Raw genomic sequence first — 22,732 nt, 5'->3', positions numbered from 1 at the left:
CTCCCGTTCGGATCCTCGTCTACCGGGAACCGACCGTTGCGGGCCAGTCTTCCGTTCAATGGTTGTGACGGTTGTCACACCGGCGAGCGGAGGGCGCGGGCAGCGCCGCTATGCCACGACCTGGATGGGATCGCCGACGTTGACCTGGTTGAAGTACCAGGCGGCGTTGTCGGGACTGAGATTGATGCAGCCATGACTCACGTTGGCATTACCCTGCGAGTCGACCGACCAGGGTGCCGAGTGCACGTAGACGCCGCTCCAGGTGACGCGAACCGCATATGAGGCGGTGATCTTGTACCCCTCGGGCGAGCTGAGTGGGATGCCGATGGTGCGCGAGTCCATGACCACGGTGCGCTGCTTTTCCAGGGCGGTGAAGTTGCCGATGGGCGTGGGCCGACTGGGCTTGCCCATCGACGCCGGCATGGTGCGCAGCACTTCTCCGTTTCGGCTGACGGTGAAGGTGTGCGCGGAGATGCTGGCGACACCGAGTAACGCGTCACCGGTGTCGAAGCCCGTGGTCAGGGCCTGAATGCCCACCGAAACGTGGGTGTGGGCCGGCCAGTACTGGTTCGGCACCCATTGCACGACGTTGTTCTCGACCCACTCGAAGTGTCCGGGCGTGTTGTTCGGCGACGTGACGTGGATGGACCGCTCGGCGGCGCCTCGATCCGTGATCGGTGCGGTGAACGTCACCACGACCGGGTGCGCCACGCCGACCACCGCGCCGTTGGCCGGCAAAACCGAGGCAATCGCCGGGGTGGGCGGTGGTACCGGGATTGACGCGTGGCTGCGACCGATCGGCGCGACCAGGCCGATCGCCGTGATCGCGACCATAACAAATAGATAACGAACACCACGAACCATAGCGTCCGCCCTTCGAGATGGTGCGATTAACACGACTGTATTCTACCGGCTGTACCCGCGTTGTCGCTTTCAGCAAACATTTGTGGCTTCGCCGGTCGCCCCTCGGCCCGCTGGATTGGCTGGCGGCCTAGCGACGCGTTAGCCTCAGAAATCACTGCCCGGAGGGCGAGGAGGTGCGGGTGCTCTTCCGTCAGCTGGAGTACTTCGTCGCGGTCGCGCAGGAGCGCCACTTCGCCCGCGCGGCCGAAAAGTGCTTCGTATCCCAACCCGCGCTTTCCGCCGCGATCGCCAAGCTGGAACGGGAATTGAACGTCACGCTGATCAATCGCGGGCACAGCTTCGAGGGCCTCACACCTGAGGGCGAGCGGTTGGTGGTGTGGGCCAAGAGGATTCTCGCCGAGCACGACGCCTTCAAGTCCGAGGTGCATGCCGTGCGCTCTGGCATCACCGGGATGCTGCGGCTGGGCACGGTCCCCACCGCCTCGACGACCGCCTCCCTGGTGCTCTCGGCGTTCTGTTCGGCGCACCCGTTGGCGAAGGTGCACATCCTTTCCCGGTTGTCCGGCACCGAACTGTACCGGCGGCTACGCGAATTCGAACTGGACGCCGCGATCGTGCACGCGGCGCCCGACGAGGCCCACGACGTGAACCTGGTGCCGCTTTACGAGGAGCACTATGTGTTGTTGTCGCCCGCGGACATGCTGGGATCCGGGGCCTCGACGATGACCTGGCCGGAGGCCGCGCAGTTGCCGCTGGCGTTGCTCACACCCGAGATGCGGGACCGCCAGATCATCGACAAGGCTTTCGCCGACCATGCCATCGAAGTGACTCCGCAGGTCGAAACCGACTCCGTCGCTTCGCTGTTCGCTCAGGTCGCCGCCGGGAACTGGGCATGCATCGTGCCGCACACCTGGTTGTGGACGTCGCCGCTGGGGCGGGAGGTGCGCGCGGTGGAAATGGTCGACCCGGTGCTCAAGGCCGACGTCGCGCTGGCCACCAATTCCGCCGGGCCGGGGTCGCCCATCGCCCGCGCGCTCGCCTCCTCCGCGGCGCAGCTGTCGCTGGACGAGTTCTTCGACGCGCAGTTATCGCGAATCACCCACGGGCGCTGACCGCTACCGCGCTGGTCGGGTTCAGGCTCGCCAGATGCCCGCTTTCCACCCCGGCCGCCGGGTCGAGCTCGCAGTCGATGATCGACGGCATCCGAGAGCCGATCGACTCGGACAGCGCCGACTGCAGCTCCGCCGGGGTGGTGACGTGATATCCCTTGCCGCCGAAGGCTTCCGCGAGCAGCTCGTGATGGGCCCGCGCGTTGAGGACGGTGGGCGCCGGATCAGATCCCCGCGCTGCTTCGTCGCCGCGGTAGATACCGCCGTTGTTGAGAATGACGACGGTCAGCGGAAGCCGGTAGCGGCAAATGGTCTCGATTTCCATCCCGCTGAAGCCGAACGCGCTATCACCCTCGATCGCGATCACGGGGTCACCGGTTTCGACGGCGGCCGCAATGGCGTAGCCCATGCCGATGCCCATGACGCCCCATGTTCCCGTGTCGAGGCGGTGCCGCGGCACCTCCATACCGATGACGTTGCGGGCCAGGTCCAGGGCGTTGGCTCCCTCGTTGACCACGTAAGCGTCCGGGTTTTCCTGCAGCACAGCGCGGATCGCACCCAGCGCGTTGTAAAAGCGCATGGGATGGGGGTTTTCGGTCAGGCGCTCGCGCATCCTGGCGTCGTTGCGGGCGGTGCGCTCGGCTAGCTCCTTGGTCCATTCGGCGGGCACCGCGAGGGGGTGGGCGGCCAGGCCGTCGCGCAGCGCCGACATCACCGAGCCGATGTCGCCGGCCAGGGGCGCGGCGATCGGCTGGTTGCTGTCGAACTCCGACGGGGCGATATCGACCTGGATGAACTTGGCGCCGGCGGACCATTGCGGCGAGTCCCCGTGGCCGAGTAGCCAGTTCAGCCGGGCGCCGACCAGCAACACGACGTCCGCGCGTGCGACCGCGAGCGAGCGGGCGGCCGCGGCGGACTGCGGGTGGGAGTCGGGGAGTAACCCCTTGGCCATCGACATGGGCAGGAAAGGAACGCCGCTGGCCTCGACGAACTCGCGAATCACGTTGTCGGCTTGGGCATATGCCGCGCCCTTGCCGAGCACGATCAAGGGTCGCCGCGCCTGCGCCAGCACCCGCAGCGCGCGCTCGACCGCGTCGGGCGCCGGCAGCTGCCGGGGCGCGGGGTCGACGATCCGCCAGACCGTCTCCGCACCGGCCGCGGCGTCCATGGCTTGACCCAACACGTCGCCGGGGATGTCGAGGTAAACGCCACCGGGACGGCCGGAGATCGCGGTGCGGATGGCACGCGCGACGCCGCGCCCGACGTCCTCGACCCGGCTGATCCGATAGGCCGCCTTCGCGAACGGCCGTGCGGCGTTGAGCTGGTCGATTTCCTGATAGTCACCGCGTTGCAAATCGACCAGCGCCCGGTTGCTGGAGCCCGAAATCTGGATCATCGGGAAGCAGTTCGCCGTGGCGTTGGCGAGTGCCGGCAACCCATTGAGGAAACCGGGCCCCGATGTCGTGAGGCACACGCCGGGTCGGCGGGTCAGGAATCCGGCTGCTGCGGCGGCGTTACCGGCCGACGTCTCTTGCCGGAAGCCGATGTATCGGATTCCGGACGCCTGAGCGACGCGGGCGAGGTCGGTGATCGGGATGCCGACGATCCCGTAGATGGTGTCCACGTCGTTGGCCTTGAGCGCTTCCACCACCAGGTGGAAGCCGTCGATCAAGCGAGTGGGCTCGTGCTCCTGGCCCGGAGATGCCGAAACTGCGGTCATGGTGCCGACTCCTCATGTGTGGTCGGAGGTGAGGTAAAAGCCTCAGCCCATACTCTGGCGCGGCCGCCCCGCGGGTGTCCAAGACCAAGCCGCTATGCCGCGATTCACGCCGTCTATCGGTGCTGGCCGGCCGGGTTCCGCGGCGTCGATAGCCAGCGGTTATCGGTCGTGAGCGAATCGATATTGGACGCGCGGGACGGCCACCCGTCATGGTTCGAGCAGGTGGACGACGAAGAGACAAGGAGCGCGGCGATGAAACCTGAGGCGATCATCGGCAGCCATGCCACGGCGGAGACGTCGGGCCCACGCATCGCCGATTTGGTCGAGGAGGCGGCACGCCGGTCCCCGGGGGCGCCCGCGCTGGTCGCCACCTCCGACCGCGCACCGGTCAGCTACCAGGATCTGCTCCGGCTCGTGGACGACCTGGCCGCGCAGTTGAAGCGGGCCGGGCTGCGGCCGGGCGATCGCGTCGCGCTGCGCTCCGGGAGCAACGCGGAATTCGTCGTCGGACTGTTGGCCGCCTCGCGGGCCGACCTGGTCGCGGTCCCGCTGGACCCGGCCCTTCCGGTCGGCGATCAGCGCACCCGCAGCGAGGCGGTGGGCGCCCGGGCGGTGCTCATCGACGGCGACGCGCCCGCCGATCAGAAAAAACCGGGCCTGCCGTGGTGGCCGCTCGCGGTGACGGTCGGCACCCCGACGGTGCGCTTGGACGTGACCGCAGCTCCGGCACAACACTTTTCGACGCCGGAGGGGATGCGCGACGACGACGCGATGATCATGTTCACCGGCGGCACCACCGGGGTGCCGAAGATGGTCCCCTGGACCCGCGGCAACATCGCCGCCTCGGTGCGGGCCATCATCGCCGGTTACGGGCTGAGCCCCAGCGACGCCACGGTGGCGGTGATGCCGCTCTACCACGGTCACGGGCTTCTGGCCGCGCTGCTGGGGACCCTGGTGTCCGGGGGAGCGGTGCTGCTGCCCGCGCGGGGACGGTTCTCGGCCCACACCTTCTGGGACGATATCGGCGCCGTCCGCGCCACCTGGTACACGGCGGTGCCGACCATTCACCAGATCTTGTTGGAGCGGGCCGAAACCGACCGACCGGGCGAGGCCGGATTGCGGTTCATCCGCAGCTGCAGCGCCCCCCTCACCGCCGAAACGGCGCAGGCGCTGCAGGACACGTTCTCGGCCCCGGTAGTGTGCGCCTTCGGCATGACCGAAGCCACCCACCAGGTCGCCACGACAGAAATCGGCCACGCCGAAAACCCGGCTGCCACACCGGGTCTCGTTGGTCGCTCGACAGGGCCGGAAATCAGAATCGTCGGGACCGACGGCCGGCCGGTGCCTACGGGGGAGGTCGGTGAGGTGTGGCTGCACGGACCCACCGTGGTCCGGGGCTACCTGGGCGACCCGGCGATCACCGCAGCCAATTTCACCGACGGGTGGTTGCGCACCGGTGACCTGGGAACTCTGTCGGCGGCCGGTGAACTGATCATCCGTGGGCGGATCAAGGAGCTCATCAACCGGGGCGGCGAGAAGATCTCCCCGGAACGCGTCGAGGGCGTGCTGGGCAGCCACCCCGGCGTGCTGGAGGTGGCCGTCTTCGGGATGCCGGACAAGCTGTACGGGGAGACGGTGGCAGCGGTGATCGTTCCCCGCGGACCGGCCGCACCGACCGCCGACGAACTGGCCGCGTTCGCCCGCGACCGGCTGGCCCCCTTCGAAGTGCCGGGCAGCTTCCGGCAGGCGACGGAGCTGCCGCACACCGCCAAAGGATCACTGGATCGCCGCGCCGTCGCCCAGCGATTCGGGGCGTAGCGACTTATGAGCTCAGACGCTGGCCTTCACCCGAGTGGCCGCGGTTTCCGGCATCGGTTCGTAGCGGGAGAAGGCCCGGGTGAACGATGCCGCCCCATGGGCCAGTGAGCGCAAGTCGATCGCGTAGCGCGTCAACTCCACCTGCGGCACCTCGGCTTTGACCAAGGTGCGTTCGTGGCCGGCGGTCTCGGTACCGAGCACGCGACCACGACGGCCCGACAGGTCGCCCATCACCGCACCCACGAAATCGTCGGGCACCAGCACCGAGATCTCGTCGATGGGCTCTAGCAGGCTCACCTTGGTCGCCGCGGCCGCCTCACGCAGCGCCAGGGAGCCCGCCATCTGGAACGCGAAATCCGAGGAGTCGACGCTGTGTGCCTTGCCGTCGAGCAGCGTGACCCGAATGTCGACCATGGGGTAACCGGCGTGCACGCCCTTCTCCATCTGCGCGCGCACGCCCTTCTCCACGCTCGGGATGAATTGCCGCGGCACCGCCCCGCCGACCACCCTGTCGAGGAATTCGAATCCGGAGCCCTCGGGCAGCGGCTCCACTTCGATGTCGCACACCGCGTATTGACCGTGCCCGCCGGACTGCTTGACGTGACGACCATGGCCTTTTGCCTTGCCGCCAAACGTTTCTCGCAGCGGCACCCGGAGCTCGACGGTGTCGACCGTGACGCCGTACCGATTGGCCAGCGCGTCGAGGACGACACCCGCGTGGGCTTCACCCATGCACCACAACACGATCTGGTGGGTCTCCTGGTTCTGCTCGATGCGCAGCGTCGGGTCTTCGGCGGCCAGCCGCCCGAGCCCGACCGACAGCTTGTCCTCGTCGGTCTTGGCGTGCGCCTGGATCGCCACCGGCAGCAGGGGCTCGGGCATCGTCCACGGTTTCAGCACGAGCGGCTCCGCCTTGTCCGAGAGGGTGTCGCCGGTTTCGGCCCGGCTCAGCTTGCCGATTGCGCAGATGTCGCCGGCCACCACCGCCGGTGCGGGGCGCTGCTGCTTGCCCAGCGGGAAGGACAGGACTCCGACGCGCTCGTCTTCGTCGTGGTCGGGGTGCGTGCTGCCGTTCCCGTTGACCGCCCCGAAGAACGACGCAAAATGGCCCGACACATGGACCGTCGTGTCGGGCCTGATGGTCCCGGAGAACACCCGGACCAGGCTGACCCTTCCGACGTAGGGGTCCGACGTCGTCTTCACCACCTCCGCGAGCAGGGGTGCGTCCGCGTCGCAGGTCAGCGTCGCGTGCGGGGCGCCCTGCGGTGTAAACACCTCCGGGAGTGGGTGTTCCATCGGGGACGGGAATCCGCGCGTGGCGACCTCCAGCAGTTCGAGCGTGCCGACGCCGGTGCTGCTGCATACGGGGATCACCGGGAAGAACGACCCCCGGGCGACGGCCCGCTCCAGGTCCTCGATGAGCACCGCCTCGTCGATGGACTCACCGCCGAGGTAGCGATCCATCAGCGATTCGTCCTCGGACTCCTCGATGATGCCTTCGATGAGGGTCCCGCGCGCCTCCTCGATCTTCTCCGCGTCGGATGGATCGGGCGGTTGCATGGTCCGCTTGCCGTCGGCGTACTGGTAGCGGGTCTGCGACAGTAAACCGATCAAACCTTCGCAAGACGGCAGGCCGCTCGGCAGGTATAGCGGTAACACCTTGTCGCCGAACGCGTTCTGCGCGGCGGCCAACGCCTCGGAGTAGTTGGCCCGGGCGTGGTCGAGCTTGGTGATCACCACGGCGCGGGGCATGCCGACCTGATCGCATTCCTGCCACAGCGATTTGGTGGGTTCGTCGACGCCCTCGTTGGCAGCGATCACGAACAGCGCGCAGTCCGCCGCGCGCAGGCCGGCCCGCAACTCGCCGACGAAATCGGCGTATCCCGGGGTATCGACCAGATTGATCTTGATGCCGTCGTGCGCCAGGGAAGCGACGGCAACGCCGACGGACCGCTGCTGGCGGATCTCGGCGTCGTCGTAGTCGCATACCGTGCTGCCGTCGGTGACGGAACCCGCTCTGTTCAGCACCCCGCCGGCGACCAACAGCGCCTCGACCAAGGTGGTCTTGCCGCCACCCGAGGGCCCCACCAGGACGATGTTGCGGACATCGCCGGGACCGTTCGCGGTGGGGGCGGCCGTCGCGCCCTGGGAGGCATTCGCCTTGTCCGCCATGTCCTTCCTCCAGTTCTCCCCGGTGGGTGCGCCCAGCGCGGTGTGTCCTAGCTCACAGGGGCTAGAGGCAACTTTTCCCCCAACCGCGGCCCAACACAAGGCCACGGGCGAGCCACATTTGCGCCGGCCCGGCGGGGCAGGGGGTGTCGGATCTCAGGCGTGCCAGCTCGACCAGCGGTGCACCGCGATCGCGATCACCGGCCCGTCCAACGGGACGGATTGGTACTGAGGGTATTTGGCGCGCAGTAGCCGGTATGCGGACTCCATCGCGGGCCCGTCGGCATGGATGCTGGCCGCACCGTCCACCCGCACCCACCACAGCCGCGTCCAATCGTCGGCGTAATGGTCGACGAGCAGGCTCACGTGGGGGTTCTTTTCGATGTTGGCCAGCCGCCGCAGTCGCCGCGTCGTCTTGGGTTTCGCGTCGACGGCCGTGTACACCACGTCGGGAGCGGCCTCAGCGACCGCGAATACCACCGGCACCAGGTGGGGGAAGCCGTCGGGCGCGATCGTGGCCAGCCGGGCCACCGGCGATCGGGTGAAGCTGGCCTTGGGGTCGAATTCGCCCACCGTGTCAGCCTAGGCGGATTGGAACCTTGCCACTGCCATGAATAGCTACCTGCATTACGGTTATATACACATCATTGTGCCGCCCAGAACCGCAAGGCCGGGACAGTTTGGTGTTACCGCAAAGCAGGAAGGGTGACGGATGAGCAAATCGCACCACCGCTCGGTTTCGTGGTCGTGGTTGATCAGCGTGCTGGCCGTGGTCGGACTGGGCCTCGGCCTGGGCACCGTACCAGCGGTCGCATCGCCGTTCCCGCGGCCGCAGGCTCCGGTCGACGCGGCGGCATTGGTCGGCCAGGTGGGGCCGCAGGTGGTCAACATCAGCACCAAGTTCGGCTACAACAACGCGGTGGGCGCCGGGACCGGCATCGTCATCGACCCCAACGGTGTCGTGTTGACCAACAATCACGTGATCTCCGGGGCGACGGATATCAGCGCGTTCGACGTCGGCGACGGGCAGACGTACGCCGTCGACGTCGTCGGATATGACCGCACCCAGGACATCGCGGTGTTGCAACTCCGCGGCGGGGCCGGCCTTCCGACCGCGGCGATCGGCGGCGGCGTGTCGGTGGGCGAGCCGGTCGTCGCGATGGGCAACGCCGGCGGCCAGGGCGGAACGCCCAGCGCGGTGTCCGGCAAGGTCATCGCGCTCAACCAGTCCGTCTCGGCGACCGACACGCTGACCGGCGCCAACGAGTCGCTGGGCGGGTTGATTCAGGCCGACACACCGATTCGCCCCGGCGACTCCGGCGGTCCGCTGGTCAACAACGCCGGGCAGGTCGTGGGAGTGAACACCGCCGCCACTGATAACTACAAGATGTCGGGCGGCGGGCAGGGCTTCGCCATTCCGATCGGCAGGGCGATGGGCGTGGCGGGGCAGATCAGGTCGGGCGCCGGGTCGAACACCGTGCACATCGGCCCGACCGCGTTCCTCGGCCTGGGGGTGACCGACAGCAACGGCAACGGCGCGCGCGTCGAGCGCGTGGTCACCAGCGGCCCCGCGGCGGCGGCCGGGATCTCCCCCGGCGACGTCATCACCGGGGTTGACAACGTCGCGATCACCGGTGCCACGTCGATGACCGAGGTGCTCGTCCCGCACCACCCCGGCGACAACATCACGGTGCGCTACCGCTCCGCCGGGGGCGGCGACCGCACCACGAACGTGACGCTGGCGGACGGACCTCCAGCCTGATCCCCATGTCGACGATGCCCGGCGGGTGGCCAATTCCCTTGGCGCCGGGCTTGTTTCGTCACATGTCAGTAGGTGTGATTCCGAATGTCGCGCCTCGGGTACCCGTGGCATCGTGGATTTGATGAACGACGCAAGAGAAGCTGTCGAACACCATCCCGGAGGGGGCAGTCACGTCCAGGACGGGGTCGTCGAACACCCCGAATCCGATGACTTCGACAACGCCGCCGCGCTGCCCACCGACCCGACATGGTTCAAGCACGCCGTTTTCTACGAAGTGCTGGTGCGGGCGTTCTTCGACGCCAACGCGGACGGGTCGGGCGACCTGCGCGGACTCCTGGGGCGCCTGGACTACCTGCAGTGGCTGGGCATCGACTGCATCTGGTTGCCGCCGTTTTACGACTCGCCGCTTCGTGATGGTGGTTACGATATCCGGGACTTCTACAAGGTGCTGCCCGAGTTCGGCACAGTCGAGGATTTCGTCGCGCTGCTCAACGCCGCGCACGAGCGGGGCATCCGGGTCATCACCGACCTGGTCATGAACCACACCTCGGATTCGCACCCCTGGTTCCAGGAGTCGCGGCACGACCCGGACGGCCCGTACGGCGACTTCTACGTGTGGAGCGACACCAGCGAGAAGTACACCGATGCCCGCATCATCTTCGTCGACACCGAGGAGTCCAATTGGACCTTCGACCCGGTGCGCAAACAGTTCTACTGGCACCGGTTCTTCTCGCATCAGCCGGACCTGAACTACGAAAACCCGGCGGTACAGGAAGCGATGATCGACGTGCTGCGCTTCTGGCTGGGCCTGGGCATCGACGGGTTCCGCCTGGACGCGGTGCCCTACCTGTTCGAACGGGAGGGCACCAACTGCGAGAACCTGCCCGAGACGCATGCCTTCCTCAAGCGCGTCCGTAAGGTCATCGACGACGAGTTCCCGGGCCGTGTGCTGCTGGCCGAGGCCAACCAGTGGCCGGCCGACGTGGTCGAATACTTCGGCGATACCAGCACCGGCGGCGACGAATGCCACATGGCGTTCCACTTCCCGCTGATGCCGCGCATTTTCATGGCGGTTCGCCGGGAGTCGCGCATTCCGATCTCGGAGATCCTGGCGCAAACGCCGGAAATCCCCGACATGGCGCAATGGGGAATCTTCCTGCGCAACCACGACGAGTTGACGCTGGAGATGGTCACGGACGAGGAACGTGACTACATGTACTCCGAGTACGCCAAGGATCCCCGGATGAAGGCGAACGTCGGAATCCGGCGCAGGCTGGCGCCGCTGCTCGACAACGACCGCAACCAGATCGAGTTGTTCACCGCGCTGCTCCTGTCGCTGCCCGGCTCGCCGGTGCTGTACTACGGCGACGAGATCGGCATGGGCGACGTCATCTGGTTGGGTGATCGCGACGGCGTGCGCACCCCGATGCAGTGGACACCGGACCGCAACGCCGGGTTCTCCAAGGCCAACCCGGGCCGGCTCTACCTGCCGCCCAGCCAGGACTCGGTCTATGGCTATCAGGCCGTCAACGTGGAGGCCCAACGCGACACGTCCACGTCGCTGCTGAACTTCACCCGCGTGATGCTGGCGGTGCGGCGCCGCCACGAGGCCTTCGCGATCGGCACATTCGAGGAGCTAGGGGGCTCCAATCCGTCGGTACTGGCGTTCGTGCGCCAGGTGCCCGACGGGGGCGACACGGTGTTGTGCGTCAACAACCTGTCGCGGTTCCCTCAGCCGATCGAACTGAATCTGCAGCACTGGAGCGGTTGCACGCCGGTGGAACTCACCGGGCACGTCGAATTTCCGCGGATCGGGCACCTGCCCTACCTGCTGACGTTGCCTGGGCACGGGTTCTACTGGTTCCAGCTGACCGCATGTGAGGATGAAGAGGAGCGGCGCACATGACTGAGCCAGCCAAGTTGCCCTGGTCGGACTGGCTCCCACAGCAGCGGTGGTACGCCGGGCGCAATCGAGAACTGACCTCCGCCGAGGCCGCCGTGGTCGTCCCGCTACGGGAGGACCTCGACCTGGTCCTGGTCGACGCCCAGTATGCCGACGGCTCGTCCGAGCGTTACCAGGTGATCGTGCGGTGGGATACCGCGCCGGTCTCCGAATACAGCACCGTGGCCACCATCGGCGCCGCCGGTGACCGCACCGGTTTCGACGGCCTGTACGACACCGAGGCGCCGCAGTTCCTGCTGTCGTTGATCGATTCGTCGGACGTTCGAACCGCGTCGGGCACCGAAGTGAGGTTCGTCAAGGAACCCGACGCGGTGTTGCCGCTGGAGGCGATGCCGCACGTCTCCGACGCCGAACAGAGCAATACCAGCGTGATCTTCGATCGGGACGCGATCTTCAAGGCGTTCCGCCGCGTCAGCAGCGGCATCAACCCGGACATCGAACTGAACCGGGTGCTGGGCCGCGCGGGCAACCCGCACGTGGCCCGGCTGCTCGGCACCTACGAGATGGCCGCCCCGGACGGAACGGACGATGAGGCGTGGCCGCTCGGCATGGTGACCGAGTTCGCGTCCAACGCCGCGGAAGGGTGGGCGATGGCCACCGCCAGCGTTCGCGACTTGTTCGCGGAAGGTGACCTGTATGCCTACGAAGTCGGCGGTGACTTCGCCGGCGAATCCTGCCGGCTCGGCGAGGCCGTGGCGTCCGTGCACGCCACGCTGGCCGAGTCCCTCGGAACGGCGCAGTCGGCCTTCCCGGTCGACACCGTGCTGGCGCGGCTTTCGTCGACCGTGGCGAAGGTGCCCGAGCTGCAGGAGTACGCGGCCACCATCGAGGAGCGATTCGCCAAACTCGCCGGGCAGACGATCACCGTCCAGCGGGTACACGGGGACCTGCACCTCGGGCAGGTGCTGCGCACGCCCGAAAGCTGGTTGCTGATCGACTTCGAGGGCGAACCGGGGCAGCCGCTCGACGAGAGGCGGGCGCCGGATTCACCGCTGCGCGACGTGGCAGGTGTGCTGCGGTCCTTCGAATACGCCGCGTACGGACCCCTGGTGGACCAGGCGGCCGACAAGCAACTGGCGGCCCGCGCCCGGGAGTGGGTCGAACGGAACCGGACCGCGTTCTGCGAGGGCTACGCCGCCGCGTCGGGCACCGACCCGCGTGACTCGGCCGAGCTGCTGGCCGCCTACGAGCTCGATAAGGCCGTGTATGAGGCCGGCTATGAGGCGCGGCACCGGCCCGGTTGGCTGCCGATCCCGCTGCGCTCCATCGCCCGGCTCACCGCCTCATAGGTGCGGGATAGGAATTCGCTATGCGTGCCCTGCGGGGGCGCCCGGCGTCTGACAGCATGTCAGCGTGGCGAGCGAAACCTTTAATAGCGAAGCGCGGTTGTCGTGGGTGCTGGCGGTGTTGGCCGGTGTGGTCGGCGCGATCTCCTTCACCCACTCCGCGGGCTACTTCGTGGTTTTCATCACCGGTAACGCCCAACGCGCCGTGCTCGGTTACTTCACGGGGCAAGGGTGGCTGGCCGCAAGCGCCGGGTTCCTGATCGCGGCGTTCGTTGCCGGCGTTGTCGTTGCGTCGCTGTGCCGACGATTTTTCTGGGTGGACCATCCGCACGGCCCGACGGTGCTGACCACCTTCAGTTTGGCGGCCGCCACCGTTGTCGACGTCCTCGATGAGGGCTGGGAGGAAAATTTCGTCGATTTCTTGCCGATGATGCTGCTGGCGTTTGGTACCGGGGCGTTGAACACCTCTTTTGTCAAAGATGGCGAGGTTTCGGTGCCGTTGAGCTATGTGACCGGCACGACCGTCAAGATGGGCCAGGGCATCGAGCGCCACATCGCCGGCGGTGGAAACGTCTCGGACTGGCTCGGTTACTTCCTGCTGTTCGCCAGCTTTGTCGTGGGCGCGGCGGTGGGCGGCTTCATCAGTGTGGTCGTCAACGGGACCTGGATGCTGGTGATGGCCACGTCCCTTTGTGCGGTAACGACCGGGTACACCTACTTTCACCAGGACCGGCGCGCTCTGTTGATGCAACGGTCCGACAAAAAGCATCGGCAGTAGCGCTGACCGGTGCGCTACTGCCGATGCTGGCTCGGCGGGTTTCAGGCGGACGGTTGTGCCGGTGGTGCCGGTTGGGCCGGTTGAGCGGTGGTGTTGCTGGCCAGCAGCACCTGCTGGATGTCGGGCTTCATGGCGAGCAACTGCTGGTTCCAGTAGGGCCATGAGTGCGTCCCGTTGGCCGGGAAGTTGAACGTGCCGTTGCGTCCGCCCGCGGCCGCGTAGGTGTTCTGGAACTGCTGGTTGGTACGCAGCGTGAGGCCTTCCAGGAACTTGGCCGGCATGTTGTCGCCGCCGAGGTCGCTGGGGGTCCCGTTGCCGCAGTACACCCAGATCCGGGTGTTGTTGGCGACCAGCCGCGGAATCTGCAGCATCGGGTCGTTGCGCTTCCACGCCGGGTCAGTGGACGGACCCCACATGCTGTTGGCGCTGTAGCCACCCGAGTCGCTCATCGCCAGGCCGATCAGCGTCGGCCACCAGCCATCGGAGGGGTTGAGGAAGCCCGACAGCGATGCGGCGTAGGGGAACTGCTGCGGGTAGTAAGAGGCCAGGATCAGGGCGGAGCCACCGGACATCGACAGGCCCACCACGGCGTTGCCGGCCGGCGAGATCTGCTTGTTGGCCTGCAGCCACAGCGGCATCTCCTGGGTCAGGAACGTCTCCCACTTGTAGGTGTAGTTCTGGCCATTGCTCGACGACGGCTGGTACCAGTTGCTGTAGAAGCTGGACTGGCCTCCGACCGGCATCACCACCGACAGGCCGGACTGGTAGAACTCCTCGAAGGCCGGGGTGTTGATGTCCCAGCCGTTGTAGTCGTCCTGGGCCCGCAAGCCATCGAGCAGGTACACCGCGTGCGGTCCGCCGCCCTCGAACTGGACCTTGATGTTGCGGCCCATCGACGGTGACGGCACCTCCAGGTACTCCACCGGCAGCCCCGGCTTCGAGAACGCCCCCGCGGTAGCCGCGCCGCCGGCGGCGGTGACGAGGCCAGACACCAGGGCAGCCCCCACAGCCGCGACCGCCAGTTGGCGCGGCATGGTCGCGGCGGCGCCACGCAACTTCCGCAACTCTTCGAAGAACTTCATAGCTCTCTACCCATCCCAACTTTCATCTGCCATGTGCGGCGGTCGAATCTGTTCGCTGGGCAGTCAAACACGTGGGGAGGGCTCGATTCGCCTGTCACGGCCGAAGCTTCACATCGCGGTTGGCTAACGATTGGGAGTCAGCCCGGAATCGTCACCGTTGGATCACGATTGGCCATCGGAACCGCACGCCGGCCTTCCCAACGGCCGGCGCATCGGCTAACGCCGGCCGCCGTCCCTAGGCGACGAGTCGGCGCAATAACGTTGACGCCGCAGCGATTCCGAGCACGGCGGCCACCACCAGCACGACGATGTCCATCGGGTTGAAGGGCGTGCCGATGAGCAGTCCCCGTAGGGCGTTGACCTCGTAACTGAGCGGGTTGACCCTGCTCAACACGTGCAGCCACGTCGGCATCACGTCGACCGGGTACAGCGCGTTGGAGGCGAAGAACAGCGGCATCGTGATCGCCTGGCCTATGCCCATCAGGCGATCCCGATTGCGCACCAGGCCGGCCAGCGTCATCGACAGGCAGGCGAAGAACGCGGCGCCGAGCATGACGACGGCCATCGCCGCCAGAATTCGCAGCGGGTTGACCGTCAGGCCGACATTCATCAGATACGCCAACGCCATCACGCCGACCACCTGGGCCACCGAGCGGACCCCGGCCGCAAACGCCTTGCCGGTGATCAGCGCCGACGCGGGCGCCGGCGTCACCATCAGCTTGGCCAGGACACCGGCGTCCCGATCCCAAATGATCTGTATCCCATAGAAAATCGAGATGAACAGCGCCGACTGGGCGATGATCCCCGGCGCCAGGAAGGCCAGGTAGGACACCGACCCGGTCTGGATGACGTGCAGGTGGCTGAAGGTGGTTCCGAAGATCAACAGCCACAGCGCCGGCTGCACCATCCGGGTGACGAGCTCGGTCCTGTCGTGCTGCAACTTCTGCAGTTCGACGATCGCGAACGCGCCGATGCGGCTCAACACGGCGCCGACCCGTTGCCATCCGCGGGGCGCCCGGACCAGGGTACCCGGCATGGCGTTATCAACCGACACGGCGCGCAACCTTTCTGGCAGAACGGATTTCGCGGAACGATCCCGCCGACTCGTCCTCCAAGCCCGAGGCGGCATAGTGGCGGAACACGTCCTCGAGGGTTGCGCGCGGCGACACCGTCGACTTCAACTTGGCCGGCGTGCCCACCGCCCGCAACTCACCCTGGTGCATCAGCGCGACGCGATCGCACAACGCGTCGGCCTCTTCCATGTAGTGGGTGGTCAGCAGCACGGTCATCCCGAACTGCGCCTGCATCTTCTGCACCTGTGTCCAGACGCCGTCGCGCGCAATCGGGTCCAGCCCGACGGTCGGTTCGTCGAGAACCAGCAGTGACGGGCGGTTCACCAGCGCCTGCGCCACCTCGAGACGGCGGACCATGCCGCCGGAATAGGCGGAGGCCATCCGGTCGGCGACGTCAAGCAGGTCCATGGCCGCCAGCGCCTGCCCGACCCGATCGGAGCGCTCGGCCCGGGGGACCCCGTAGAGCCGCGCGAACCATTCGACGTTTTGCCGGCCCGTCAATGCGGGCTCGATCGAGAGTTGTTGCGGCACATAGCCGATGTTGCTGCGAATGTCGGTGGTTTGGCGGCGCGCGTCCAAACCGAAGACGCGCAATTCGCCTTGTTGCACCGGCGCCAGCGTGGTGAGCATCCGGACCATGGTCGTCTTCCCGGCGCCGTTCGGACCGAGCAGGCCCATGGTTTCGCCCGGCCGCACCTGCAACGTCACGTCGTTGACGGCCGTGAACTGGCCGTACCGGTAGGTCAGGTGCCTGGCATCGATCGCCATCGGCAGTGATGCGCTCATGGCCGTCGCTCCTGCAGTGTCTGGGTCATCATCTCAATGACCTCCAATCCTCTGGTCAAAGCCTCGATTTGGTCGTCGTCAAGTTCGGCGAGCACCTCGGCCAGCACCGCTCGCCGCGCGGCCCGGGACGCGTCGACGATCTGCTGGGCGGGCTCGGCGAGGTGTAACCGGCCGACCCTGCGGTCCGTGTCCCCGACGGTGCGCATCAGCAAACCGCCGGATACCAGCTTGGACACCAGGGTAGAGGCGGTGTTGGGGGCCAGCCCGAGCTCGGCGGCAGCGGCGTTGACCGAGATGCCCGGCCGCCGGCCCACCAGCCACAGCAGCTCGGACTGCGACTCGGTCAGCCGCGACGAATCGAAGCCGCGGCCGGCCGACCGGCGTAGTTGCCGGCGAAATCTGCCGACGACGCGAAACACCTCGGTGACCACGTCGGTACTTGACTTCACCCGTTCCATAATACCTCTGTAGCCGAGCTATATATGTGTGGAAGCTGTGCAGAAGGTATGTACCCGTTACCTCTGGAGGCGATGCAGGACGACGTCGGCGAGGGTCCCGTCGGCGACGTCGGCGGTCATGTAGGTGCAGAACGGTTGTCGGCGCCGGTCCGTCGGCGAGCCCGGATTGAGCAGGCGCAGGCCGGTGTCGGTGTGGCTGTCCCAGGGGATGTGGCTGTGCCCGAACACCAGGACGTGGGTGTCGGGATACAACCGCGACATCCGGGCTTCGCGGCCCGTCGCCGCGCCGGTCTCGTGCACCACCGTGAATCGCACACCCGCCAGGGTCACGTCCGCCCGTTCCGGCAGCCTGGCCCGCAGTGCCGGCCCGTCGTTGTTGCCCCAGCAGGCGACCAGCCGGGCCGACCTGGCTTCGAGTTCGTCGAGCAGCTCGGGCACCACCCAGTCGCCGGCGTGCACGACGACGTCGGCCGCGTCCACCTCATCCCAAATCCGTGCGGGCAGGTCGCGGGCGCGTCTGGGGACGTGGGTATCGGAAATCAGCAGCAGCCGCACAACCCCATCTTGCCGCGACCCTGGTCGTTACCTCGCCGTCGACGCCATCGTTTTTTCGGGCTTGGTGATTGGCGCGTCGGCCTCCTCGCCGAGCAGGAGGGAACGAACGAGGCGACGGGGTCCGAAGGGCCGCAGCATGGCGCTGGCGGGGCGGGGCCGCACGCGCATCGGCCACCAGAACCACCGCCCCAGCAGCGCCGCGATCGACGGCGTCATCAACGAGCGCACGATCAACGTGTCGAACAGCAGGCCGAGACCAATCGTGCTGCCGGCCTGGCCGATTGAGCGCAGGTCGCTGGCGACCATCGACATCATGGTGAAGGCGAAGACCAGGCCCGCCGAGGTGACCACGCCACCCGTCCCGCCCATGGAGCGGATGATGCCGGTCTTCAGTCCGGCTCCGATCTCCTCCTGGAAGCGGGAAACCAGCAGCAGGTTGTAGTCGGATCCGACCGCCAGCAGGATGATCAGCCCGAATACCGGTGCGATCCAGTTCAATTCCAGTCCCAACAGGTGTTGCCACACCAACACCGAGAGCCCGAAGGCGGCACCCAACGAGAGCAGCACTGTGCCGACGATCATTAGGGATGCGACCAGCGCACGCGTGATGATCAGCATCACGACGAAGATCAGCGTCAGCGCCGCGAGCCCCACGATCAGCAGGTCGTAGTGGGAGCCCGACTGGATGTCGCGGTAGATGGCCGCCGTGCCCGCGAGGTAGAACTTGGCGCCCGTCAGGGTCGTACCCTTCACCGCTTGATGTGCGGCGGCCAATTCCGGCATGACCGCCGAGATGCCCGCAGGCGTCGCCGGGTCCGCGTCGTGGGTGATGATGAAGCGGGCGGCCTTGCCGTCCGGCGACAGGAAAAGCTTCAGGCCGCGCTGAAAGTCGGTATTCTGGAATGCTTCCGGCGGCAGGTAGAAGTAGTCGCCACTGCGGGAAGCGTCGAAGGCCTGACCCATCGCGCTCGCCGTGTCGGTCATCTGCGCCATCTGGGTGACCAGACCGGAGAAGCTGCTGTGCATGGTGAGCAGAGTCCCCTGCATCGACTGGGCGACGGCGATAATCGGCGGGAACTCGGCGAGCATCTGGGGCAATATCGCGTCGACGTTGTTCACGTCATTGATCAGGGTGCTCATGTTCTCGCTGAACTTGTCCACACCGTCGATCGCCTCGAACACCGACCTCGCAGCCCAGCACACCGGGATGTTGAAACAGTGCTGTTCCCAATACAGATAGCTGCGGAACGGCCGAGCGAAATCGTCGAAATCCGCAAGGTGGTCGCGCATCTCGTCCAGCGTGGCCTGCATCTCGTGCATGTCGCCGACCATGTGATGGGTTGCGCCGCTCATCTGCCCGACCAAGCCCTGCATCCGCTGCATCGAGACGATCATGGCGCCAAGGTCGTCGCTCATCTTGAGCATGTCGTCGGTGCGGTCCCGCATGAACTGCAGGTTCTGCTGGATCGGGATCGATTGGGCGCTGATCTGGAAGGGTATGGAGGTGTGCTCGATAGGGCCGCCCAGCGGCCGGGTGATGCTCTGCACCATCGCGATTCCGGGTGAGCGAAAGATGTCTTTGGCAAGCCTGTCGAGGATGATCATGTCGCCGCTGTTCCGCATGTCGTGATCGCTTTCGATCATCAGGATGTCGGGATTCATTGTGGCGGCGCTGAAATGGCGCTCCGCTGCCGCGTACCCGACGCTCGACGGGAGGCCGCGGGGTATGTAGAAGCGGTCGTTGTAGCTGACCTTCATGCTCGGCATGACGAGAATGCCGACGATCGCTATGACCAGCGAGGCCGCGAAAACCGGACCGGGCCAGCGCACGGTGGCGGTGCCGATGCGCCGCCAGCCGCGCGTCTTGATCATCCGTCTCGGGTCGAGCAGGCCGAACCGGGTTGCCACCGCGACGACGGCGGGGGCCGCGGTCATCGCTCCCGCCACGACGACGAGCAGGCCCAAGGCGGACGGAATGCCCAGTGCCTTGAAGTACGACAGGCGCGCCAGGTGCAGGCAGAACGTAGCACCGGCGATCGTCAATCCCGAGCCCAAGATGATGTGTGAGGTCCCGCGAAACATCGTGTAGTAGGCGGTTTCTCGGTCTTCACCGGCCTGACGCGCCTCCTGGTAACGCCCGATGAGGAAGATCGCGTAGTCCGTGCCCGCCGCGATCGCCAACGAGGACAGCATCGCAACGACGAACGTCGAGAATCCCAACAGCTCATTGTTTCCAAGCAGCGCGACAAGCCCCCTGGCCGTGCCCATCTCGAAGCCGACCATGACCAGGACCAGAAGAACCGTGCTGACGGAACGATAGGCGATGAACAGCATGATCATGATGACCACACCCGTGACGCCCATCATCTTGAACATGCTCTTGTCGGCGGCCTCGTTCATGTCCGTGTTCAGGGGGGCCGGACCGGTGACGTAGACCTTGAGTCCCTTGGGGGGCTCTGACTTGTCGACGATCTTCCGCACCGCGTCGACCGAGTGGTTGCCCTGGGTGCTGCCCTGGTTGCCGGCCAGGTTGAGTTGGACGTAGGCGGCCTTGCCGTCGCGGCTCTGGACACCGGCGGCGGTGAGCGGATCGCCCCAGACGTTCTGGACGTGCTGCACATGCTTGGGGTCTGCCTGCAGCTTGCGCACCAAGGAGTCGTAATAGCGGTGCGCCTCGTCGCCGAGCTGCTTATCGCTCTCCAGGACGATCATCGCGATGCTGTCGGAGTCCGACTCGTGGAACGTTGCGCCCATGCGCTTGGCTGCGATCATCGCCGGAGCGTCCTGGGGCGACATCGTCACCGCGTGATTGCGTGCGACCGACTCGATCGGCGGCACGAGCACGTTCAGGGCGACGGTGAGTAATAGCCAGCCGATGATGATGGGCCACGCGAACCTGCGGACGAACCGCATGAATTTCGGACGGGCCTCGGTATCGGTGTTCATGCGGCCTTCACCAGACAGGAAGTTTGGGCGTGGCGCCCGGCCGAGGAGCGCTGGTCCTTGACCACACCGTTGACGGTGATGCGGCACCCGATGTTGTCGCTGTCGCCTTGCGCCACAACACTGGCGATCACGGCGGGCACCGTCGACGTGACCGTGAAGGTCCACGGCAGCGTGGCGAAGTCCACCTGTTCCGGCTGCGCGTTGTTGTCGAGGTAGCTCGCGGTTCCCGTTGTGCCGCTGGGGCCGTAGACCTCGTAGGTCACTTGCTTGATGTGCGAGGGTTCGAGTGGTTCGGCGCTGCGGCCCGTCGCGGTGAAGATCGCGTCGGACCCGAAGACGCCGCGGAGCCGCTCGACGGCAATGCCGCCGAGGGCGACTGCCGCCACGACGACCAACGGCACCCACGCCCGTCTGAGAAACGTGGACACTGACGTTTCCTTCCCTCGTGACCTGGTCGTTCTGGTACGGAGTCTCAGCCCGCATCGCCCCAACGAATAGGGCCATTTGGCCCGCACCTGAGGGCCAGCGGGCACACGTCGCGCGTGTTCGCGTGACCGGTACCCAAGAGTCGCGGCATCAACCGCAACTCAATTCGTACCATACCCCCCGGGGTATTATCAATCGGCCCGGTATACCCCGGTGGGTATGGTATGAAGGAGTCATGGCAAACGAAGTTCACGACCCCGGCGACATGGATGCCGTCCTGGCCCGGTTGCGTCGCGCACACGGTCAGCTCGGCGGCGTCATCGCGATGATCGAGCAGGGCCGCAGCTGTAAGGACGTCGTTACCCAACTGGCCGCGGTATCGCGGGCGCTGGATCGCGCCGGCTTCAAGATCATTGCCTCGGGGCTGCGCGACTGCATCGCCCGACCGGAGGGTAGTCCCACCGAGAGGCCGGCCGTGTCGATCGATGAGCTGGAAAAACTGTTCCTGAGCCTGGCCTGACGGCCCGGTGCCGACGAGAGGGAAGCGCAATGAACCCTGCTGACAGCGGTCGAGCCGGATCGACGGTCACACTCTGGTTGGACCCGGTGTGCCCGTTCTCGTGGAACACCGCACGGTGGCTTCGCGCCGTTGCCGAGAAGACCGGCATGGCTGTCGACTGGCAGCTGATGAGTTTGGCGGTGCTCAACGAGGGGCGAGAACTTCCGGCCCCTCAGCAGGCCCGCATGCGCGACTCGCAACAAGTTGGCCGGCTGATGGCCGCCATCGCGCGCGAAAGCGGCGCCGCAGGATGGACCGCCGCGTACTTCGCGTTTGGTGAACGGTACTTCGACGGCTCCGAACCCCTTGACGACAGTCTCGTCGCCCACGTGTTGACCGCCGCCGGTGCGCGAGACACCACCGCCGCGGCCACCTCGGACACATCGCTGGACGACGTCGTGCGACGTGGACACCAGGCGGCGCAAGACGCGCTCGGCGAAACCGGGGGGAGCCCGATCCTGCGGATCGACGGGCACGCGTTCTTCGGGCCGGTCCTGACCGCGGTGCCCGACGCCGCGGACTCGATCGCCGTATTCGATGCGGTCGCCACCTTGGGTTCGGTTCCCCAGTTCGCCCAGCTGCAGCGGCCACGCGCCGCCGCCTAGCGCCACACGTCACAGATGAGAACCGGAAAGAGGAGAAAACGATGACTGCAGGGCTGACCACCACGTTGCACACCTCGTTCGACGACGCGGTGAAACGGACAACGGAAGCTCTGGCCGAACAGGGCTTCGGGGTGCTGACCACGATCGACGTCAAAGCCACCCTGAAAAACAAACTCGGGGAGGACATGGAGGACTATGTGATCCTGGGTGCCTGCAACCCGGTGTTGGCGCATCGCGCGCTGGGCATTCACCGCCAGATCGGCCAGTTACTGCCGTGCAACGTCGTGGTTCGAACCGACCCCGCCGGTAGCGATGCGGTTCTCGTCGAAGCGATGGACCCGCAACTCATGGTTAAGGTGACAGGCGAGCAGGGGGCCCTGCAGGAGGTTGCGGATCAGGCCACCACCAAATTGCAGGCCGCGATCGGCGCGCTTCGGTAACCGATTCGCTGTGGTCCATGGGGTCAGCCTTGCTGGCTCCGCGCTTCGGCACCCGTTTCCCCGGCATCGAAAGAATCGTCGGGACCAGCCGCTCCCACGTACGAGCCGTCGGCCTCTCCGGCCGCGGCGCGTGACCGTGACTCGTGAGCCTCCGGTTCGACGTCGGACTCTGTCTTGTGGCCCTTCGGGTCCCCCATTTGCTTCCTTCCGGTGCGGGTCGTGACTTCCGACGGGTTCCCCGCGTATGCGCCGCCAAACCGGATCGTGCGTGCGGCGGGCCGGGATGGCTGATCTGGCACCAGGACCCCGGCGCTATTCTTAGCGCCCGGACTC

Annotated in this window: 20 protein-coding genes; 9 read left to right on the top strand and 11 right to left on the bottom strand. The window is 66.6% G+C overall.

Annotated features, from left to right (window positions below; all coding sequences use genetic code 11):
• Positions 1–108: 108 nt before the first annotated feature.
• On the bottom strand, positions 109–864 hold the full coding sequence (locus tag A5773_RS16265; RefSeq protein ID WP_067262126.1) for a L,D-transpeptidase family protein: 756 nt from the start codon (positions 862–864) through the stop codon (positions 109–111).
• A gap of 179 nt (positions 865–1,043) precedes the next feature.
• Here A5773_RS16265 and A5773_RS16260 point away from each other — a divergent pair, with 179 nt between their 5' ends.
• On the top strand, positions 1,044–1,976 hold the full coding sequence (locus tag A5773_RS16260; RefSeq protein WP_067791603.1) for a LysR family transcriptional regulator: 933 nt from the start codon (positions 1,044–1,046) through the stop codon (positions 1,974–1,976).
• Here the strand turns inward: A5773_RS16260 and oxc are convergent.
• Entirely contained in the window at positions 1,960–3,693 is a 1,734-nt protein-coding gene (gene oxc, locus A5773_RS16255) for an oxalyl-CoA decarboxylase (RefSeq protein ID WP_067791579.1), read from the bottom strand. The two genes, A5773_RS16260 and oxc, sit on opposite strands and share 17 nt — an antisense overlap.
• Before the next feature lie 252 nt (positions 3,694–3,945).
• Here oxc and A5773_RS16250 point away from each other — a divergent pair, with 252 nt between their 5' ends.
• Positions 3,946–5,511, top strand: coding sequence for a FadD7 family fatty acid--CoA ligase (locus tag A5773_RS16250; protein WP_066949494.1), 1,566 nt, complete (start codon positions 3,946–3,948; stop codon positions 5,509–5,511).
• Positions 5,512–5,523: 12 nt separating this feature from the next.
• Here A5773_RS16250 and A5773_RS16245 read toward each other — a convergent pair whose 3' ends face one another.
• Complete coding sequence (locus tag A5773_RS16245) at positions 5,524–7,683, bottom strand: elongation factor G-like protein EF-G2 (RefSeq protein ID WP_067262122.1); 2,160 nt, start codon at positions 7,681–7,683, stop codon at positions 5,524–5,526.
• Between the two features lie 153 nt (positions 7,684–7,836).
• A complete protein-coding gene (locus A5773_RS16240; protein ID WP_066949235.1) occupies positions 7,837–8,253 on the bottom strand; it encodes a TIGR03668 family PPOX class F420-dependent oxidoreductase in 417 nt (138 codons plus the stop codon).
• Between the two features lie 139 nt (positions 8,254–8,392).
• On the opposite strand from A5773_RS16240, the gene A5773_RS16235 reads away from it, so the two are divergent.
• From A5773_RS16235 to A5773_RS16220, 4 genes are all read left to right on the top strand, one after another.
• Positions 8,393–9,442 (top strand): S1C family serine protease, encoded by a 1,050-nt coding sequence (locus tag A5773_RS16235; protein ID WP_067262120.1) that lies wholly within the window; start codon positions 8,393–8,395, stop codon positions 9,440–9,442.
• 121 nt (positions 9,443–9,563) lie between these two features.
• Positions 9,564–11,348: a maltose alpha-D-glucosyltransferase gene (gene treS / locus A5773_RS16230; protein ID WP_066949496.1), complete on the top strand. Its 1,785-nt coding sequence runs from the start codon at positions 9,564–9,566 to the stop codon at positions 11,346–11,348.
• On the top strand, positions 11,345–12,694 hold the full coding sequence (locus A5773_RS16225) for a maltokinase (RefSeq protein WP_067262118.1): 1,350 nt from the start codon (positions 11,345–11,347) through the stop codon (positions 12,692–12,694). Before treS ends, A5773_RS16225 begins: the two co-directional genes overlap by 4 nt.
• 64 nt (positions 12,695–12,758) lie before the next feature.
• A complete protein-coding gene (locus tag A5773_RS16220) occupies positions 12,759–13,469 on the top strand; it encodes a YoaK family protein (protein ID WP_067262117.1) in 711 nt (236 codons plus the stop codon).
• 41 nt (positions 13,470–13,510) lie between these two features.
• On the opposite strand, the gene ag85C is transcribed toward A5773_RS16220, so the two are convergent.
• From ag85C to A5773_RS16185, 7 genes are all read right to left on the bottom strand, one after another.
• Positions 13,511–14,551, bottom strand: coding sequence for a diacylglycerol acyltransferase/mycolyltransferase Ag85C (gene ag85C, locus A5773_RS16215; RefSeq protein ID WP_067791577.1), 1,041 nt, complete (start codon positions 14,549–14,551; stop codon positions 13,511–13,513).
• Between the two features lie 235 nt (positions 14,552–14,786).
• The gene (locus tag A5773_RS16210) at positions 14,787–15,605 is read right to left on the bottom strand and encodes an ABC transporter permease (protein ID WP_066949499.1); all 819 of its coding nucleotides are present in this window, start codon (positions 15,603–15,605) and stop codon (positions 14,787–14,789) included.
• Positions 15,595–16,410: an ATP-binding cassette domain-containing protein gene (locus tag A5773_RS16205; RefSeq protein WP_067262115.1), complete on the bottom strand. Its 816-nt coding sequence runs from the start codon at positions 16,408–16,410 to the stop codon at positions 15,595–15,597. Before A5773_RS16205 ends, A5773_RS16210 begins: the two co-directional genes overlap by 11 nt.
• Complete coding sequence (locus tag A5773_RS16200; RefSeq protein ID WP_067262114.1) at positions 16,407–16,868, bottom strand: MarR family winged helix-turn-helix transcriptional regulator; 462 nt, start codon at positions 16,866–16,868, stop codon at positions 16,407–16,409. Before A5773_RS16200 ends, A5773_RS16205 begins: the two co-directional genes overlap by 4 nt.
• A 57-nt stretch (positions 16,869–16,925) precedes the next feature.
• The gene (locus A5773_RS16195) at positions 16,926–17,423 is read right to left on the bottom strand and encodes a metallophosphoesterase (RefSeq protein ID WP_067791575.1); all 498 of its coding nucleotides are present in this window, start codon (positions 17,421–17,423) and stop codon (positions 16,926–16,928) included.
• Positions 17,424–17,450: 27 nt separating this feature from the next.
• Positions 17,451–20,369: an RND family transporter gene (locus tag A5773_RS16190; RefSeq protein WP_067262110.1), complete on the bottom strand. Its 2,919-nt coding sequence runs from the start codon at positions 20,367–20,369 to the stop codon at positions 17,451–17,453.
• On the bottom strand, positions 20,366–20,797 hold the full coding sequence (locus A5773_RS16185; RefSeq protein WP_067262109.1) for an MmpS family transport accessory protein: 432 nt from the start codon (positions 20,795–20,797) through the stop codon (positions 20,366–20,368). The genes A5773_RS16190 and A5773_RS16185 overlap by 4 nt, the downstream gene beginning before the upstream one ends.
• Positions 20,798–21,030: 233 nt before the next feature.
• On the opposite strand from A5773_RS16185, the gene A5773_RS16180 reads away from it, so the two are divergent.
• From A5773_RS16180 to A5773_RS16170, 3 genes are read left to right on the top strand one after another with little or no spacing between them, the layout of a single operon-like run.
• The gene (locus A5773_RS16180) at positions 21,031–21,315 is read left to right on the top strand and encodes a metal-sensitive transcriptional regulator (protein WP_066949265.1); all 285 of its coding nucleotides are present in this window, start codon (positions 21,031–21,033) and stop codon (positions 21,313–21,315) included.
• 29 nt (positions 21,316–21,344) lie between these two features.
• Complete coding sequence (locus A5773_RS16175; protein ID WP_066949268.1) at positions 21,345–21,959, top strand: DsbA family protein; 615 nt, start codon at positions 21,345–21,347, stop codon at positions 21,957–21,959.
• A gap of 41 nt (positions 21,960–22,000) precedes the next feature.
• Complete coding sequence (locus A5773_RS16170) at positions 22,001–22,399, top strand: DUF302 domain-containing protein (RefSeq protein ID WP_066949271.1); 399 nt, start codon at positions 22,001–22,003, stop codon at positions 22,397–22,399.
• Positions 22,400–22,732 lie beyond the last annotated feature (333 nt).

It is taken from the genome of Mycobacterium sp. 852014-52450_SCH5900713 (genome assembly GCF_001667075.1).
In the GTDB taxonomy this organism is placed as follows: Bacteria; Actinomycetota; Actinomycetes; order Mycobacteriales; family Mycobacteriaceae; genus Mycobacterium.
The sequence above is the reverse complement of the archived record's forward strand: the minus strand, read 5'-3'. Positions and strand labels throughout refer to the sequence as shown.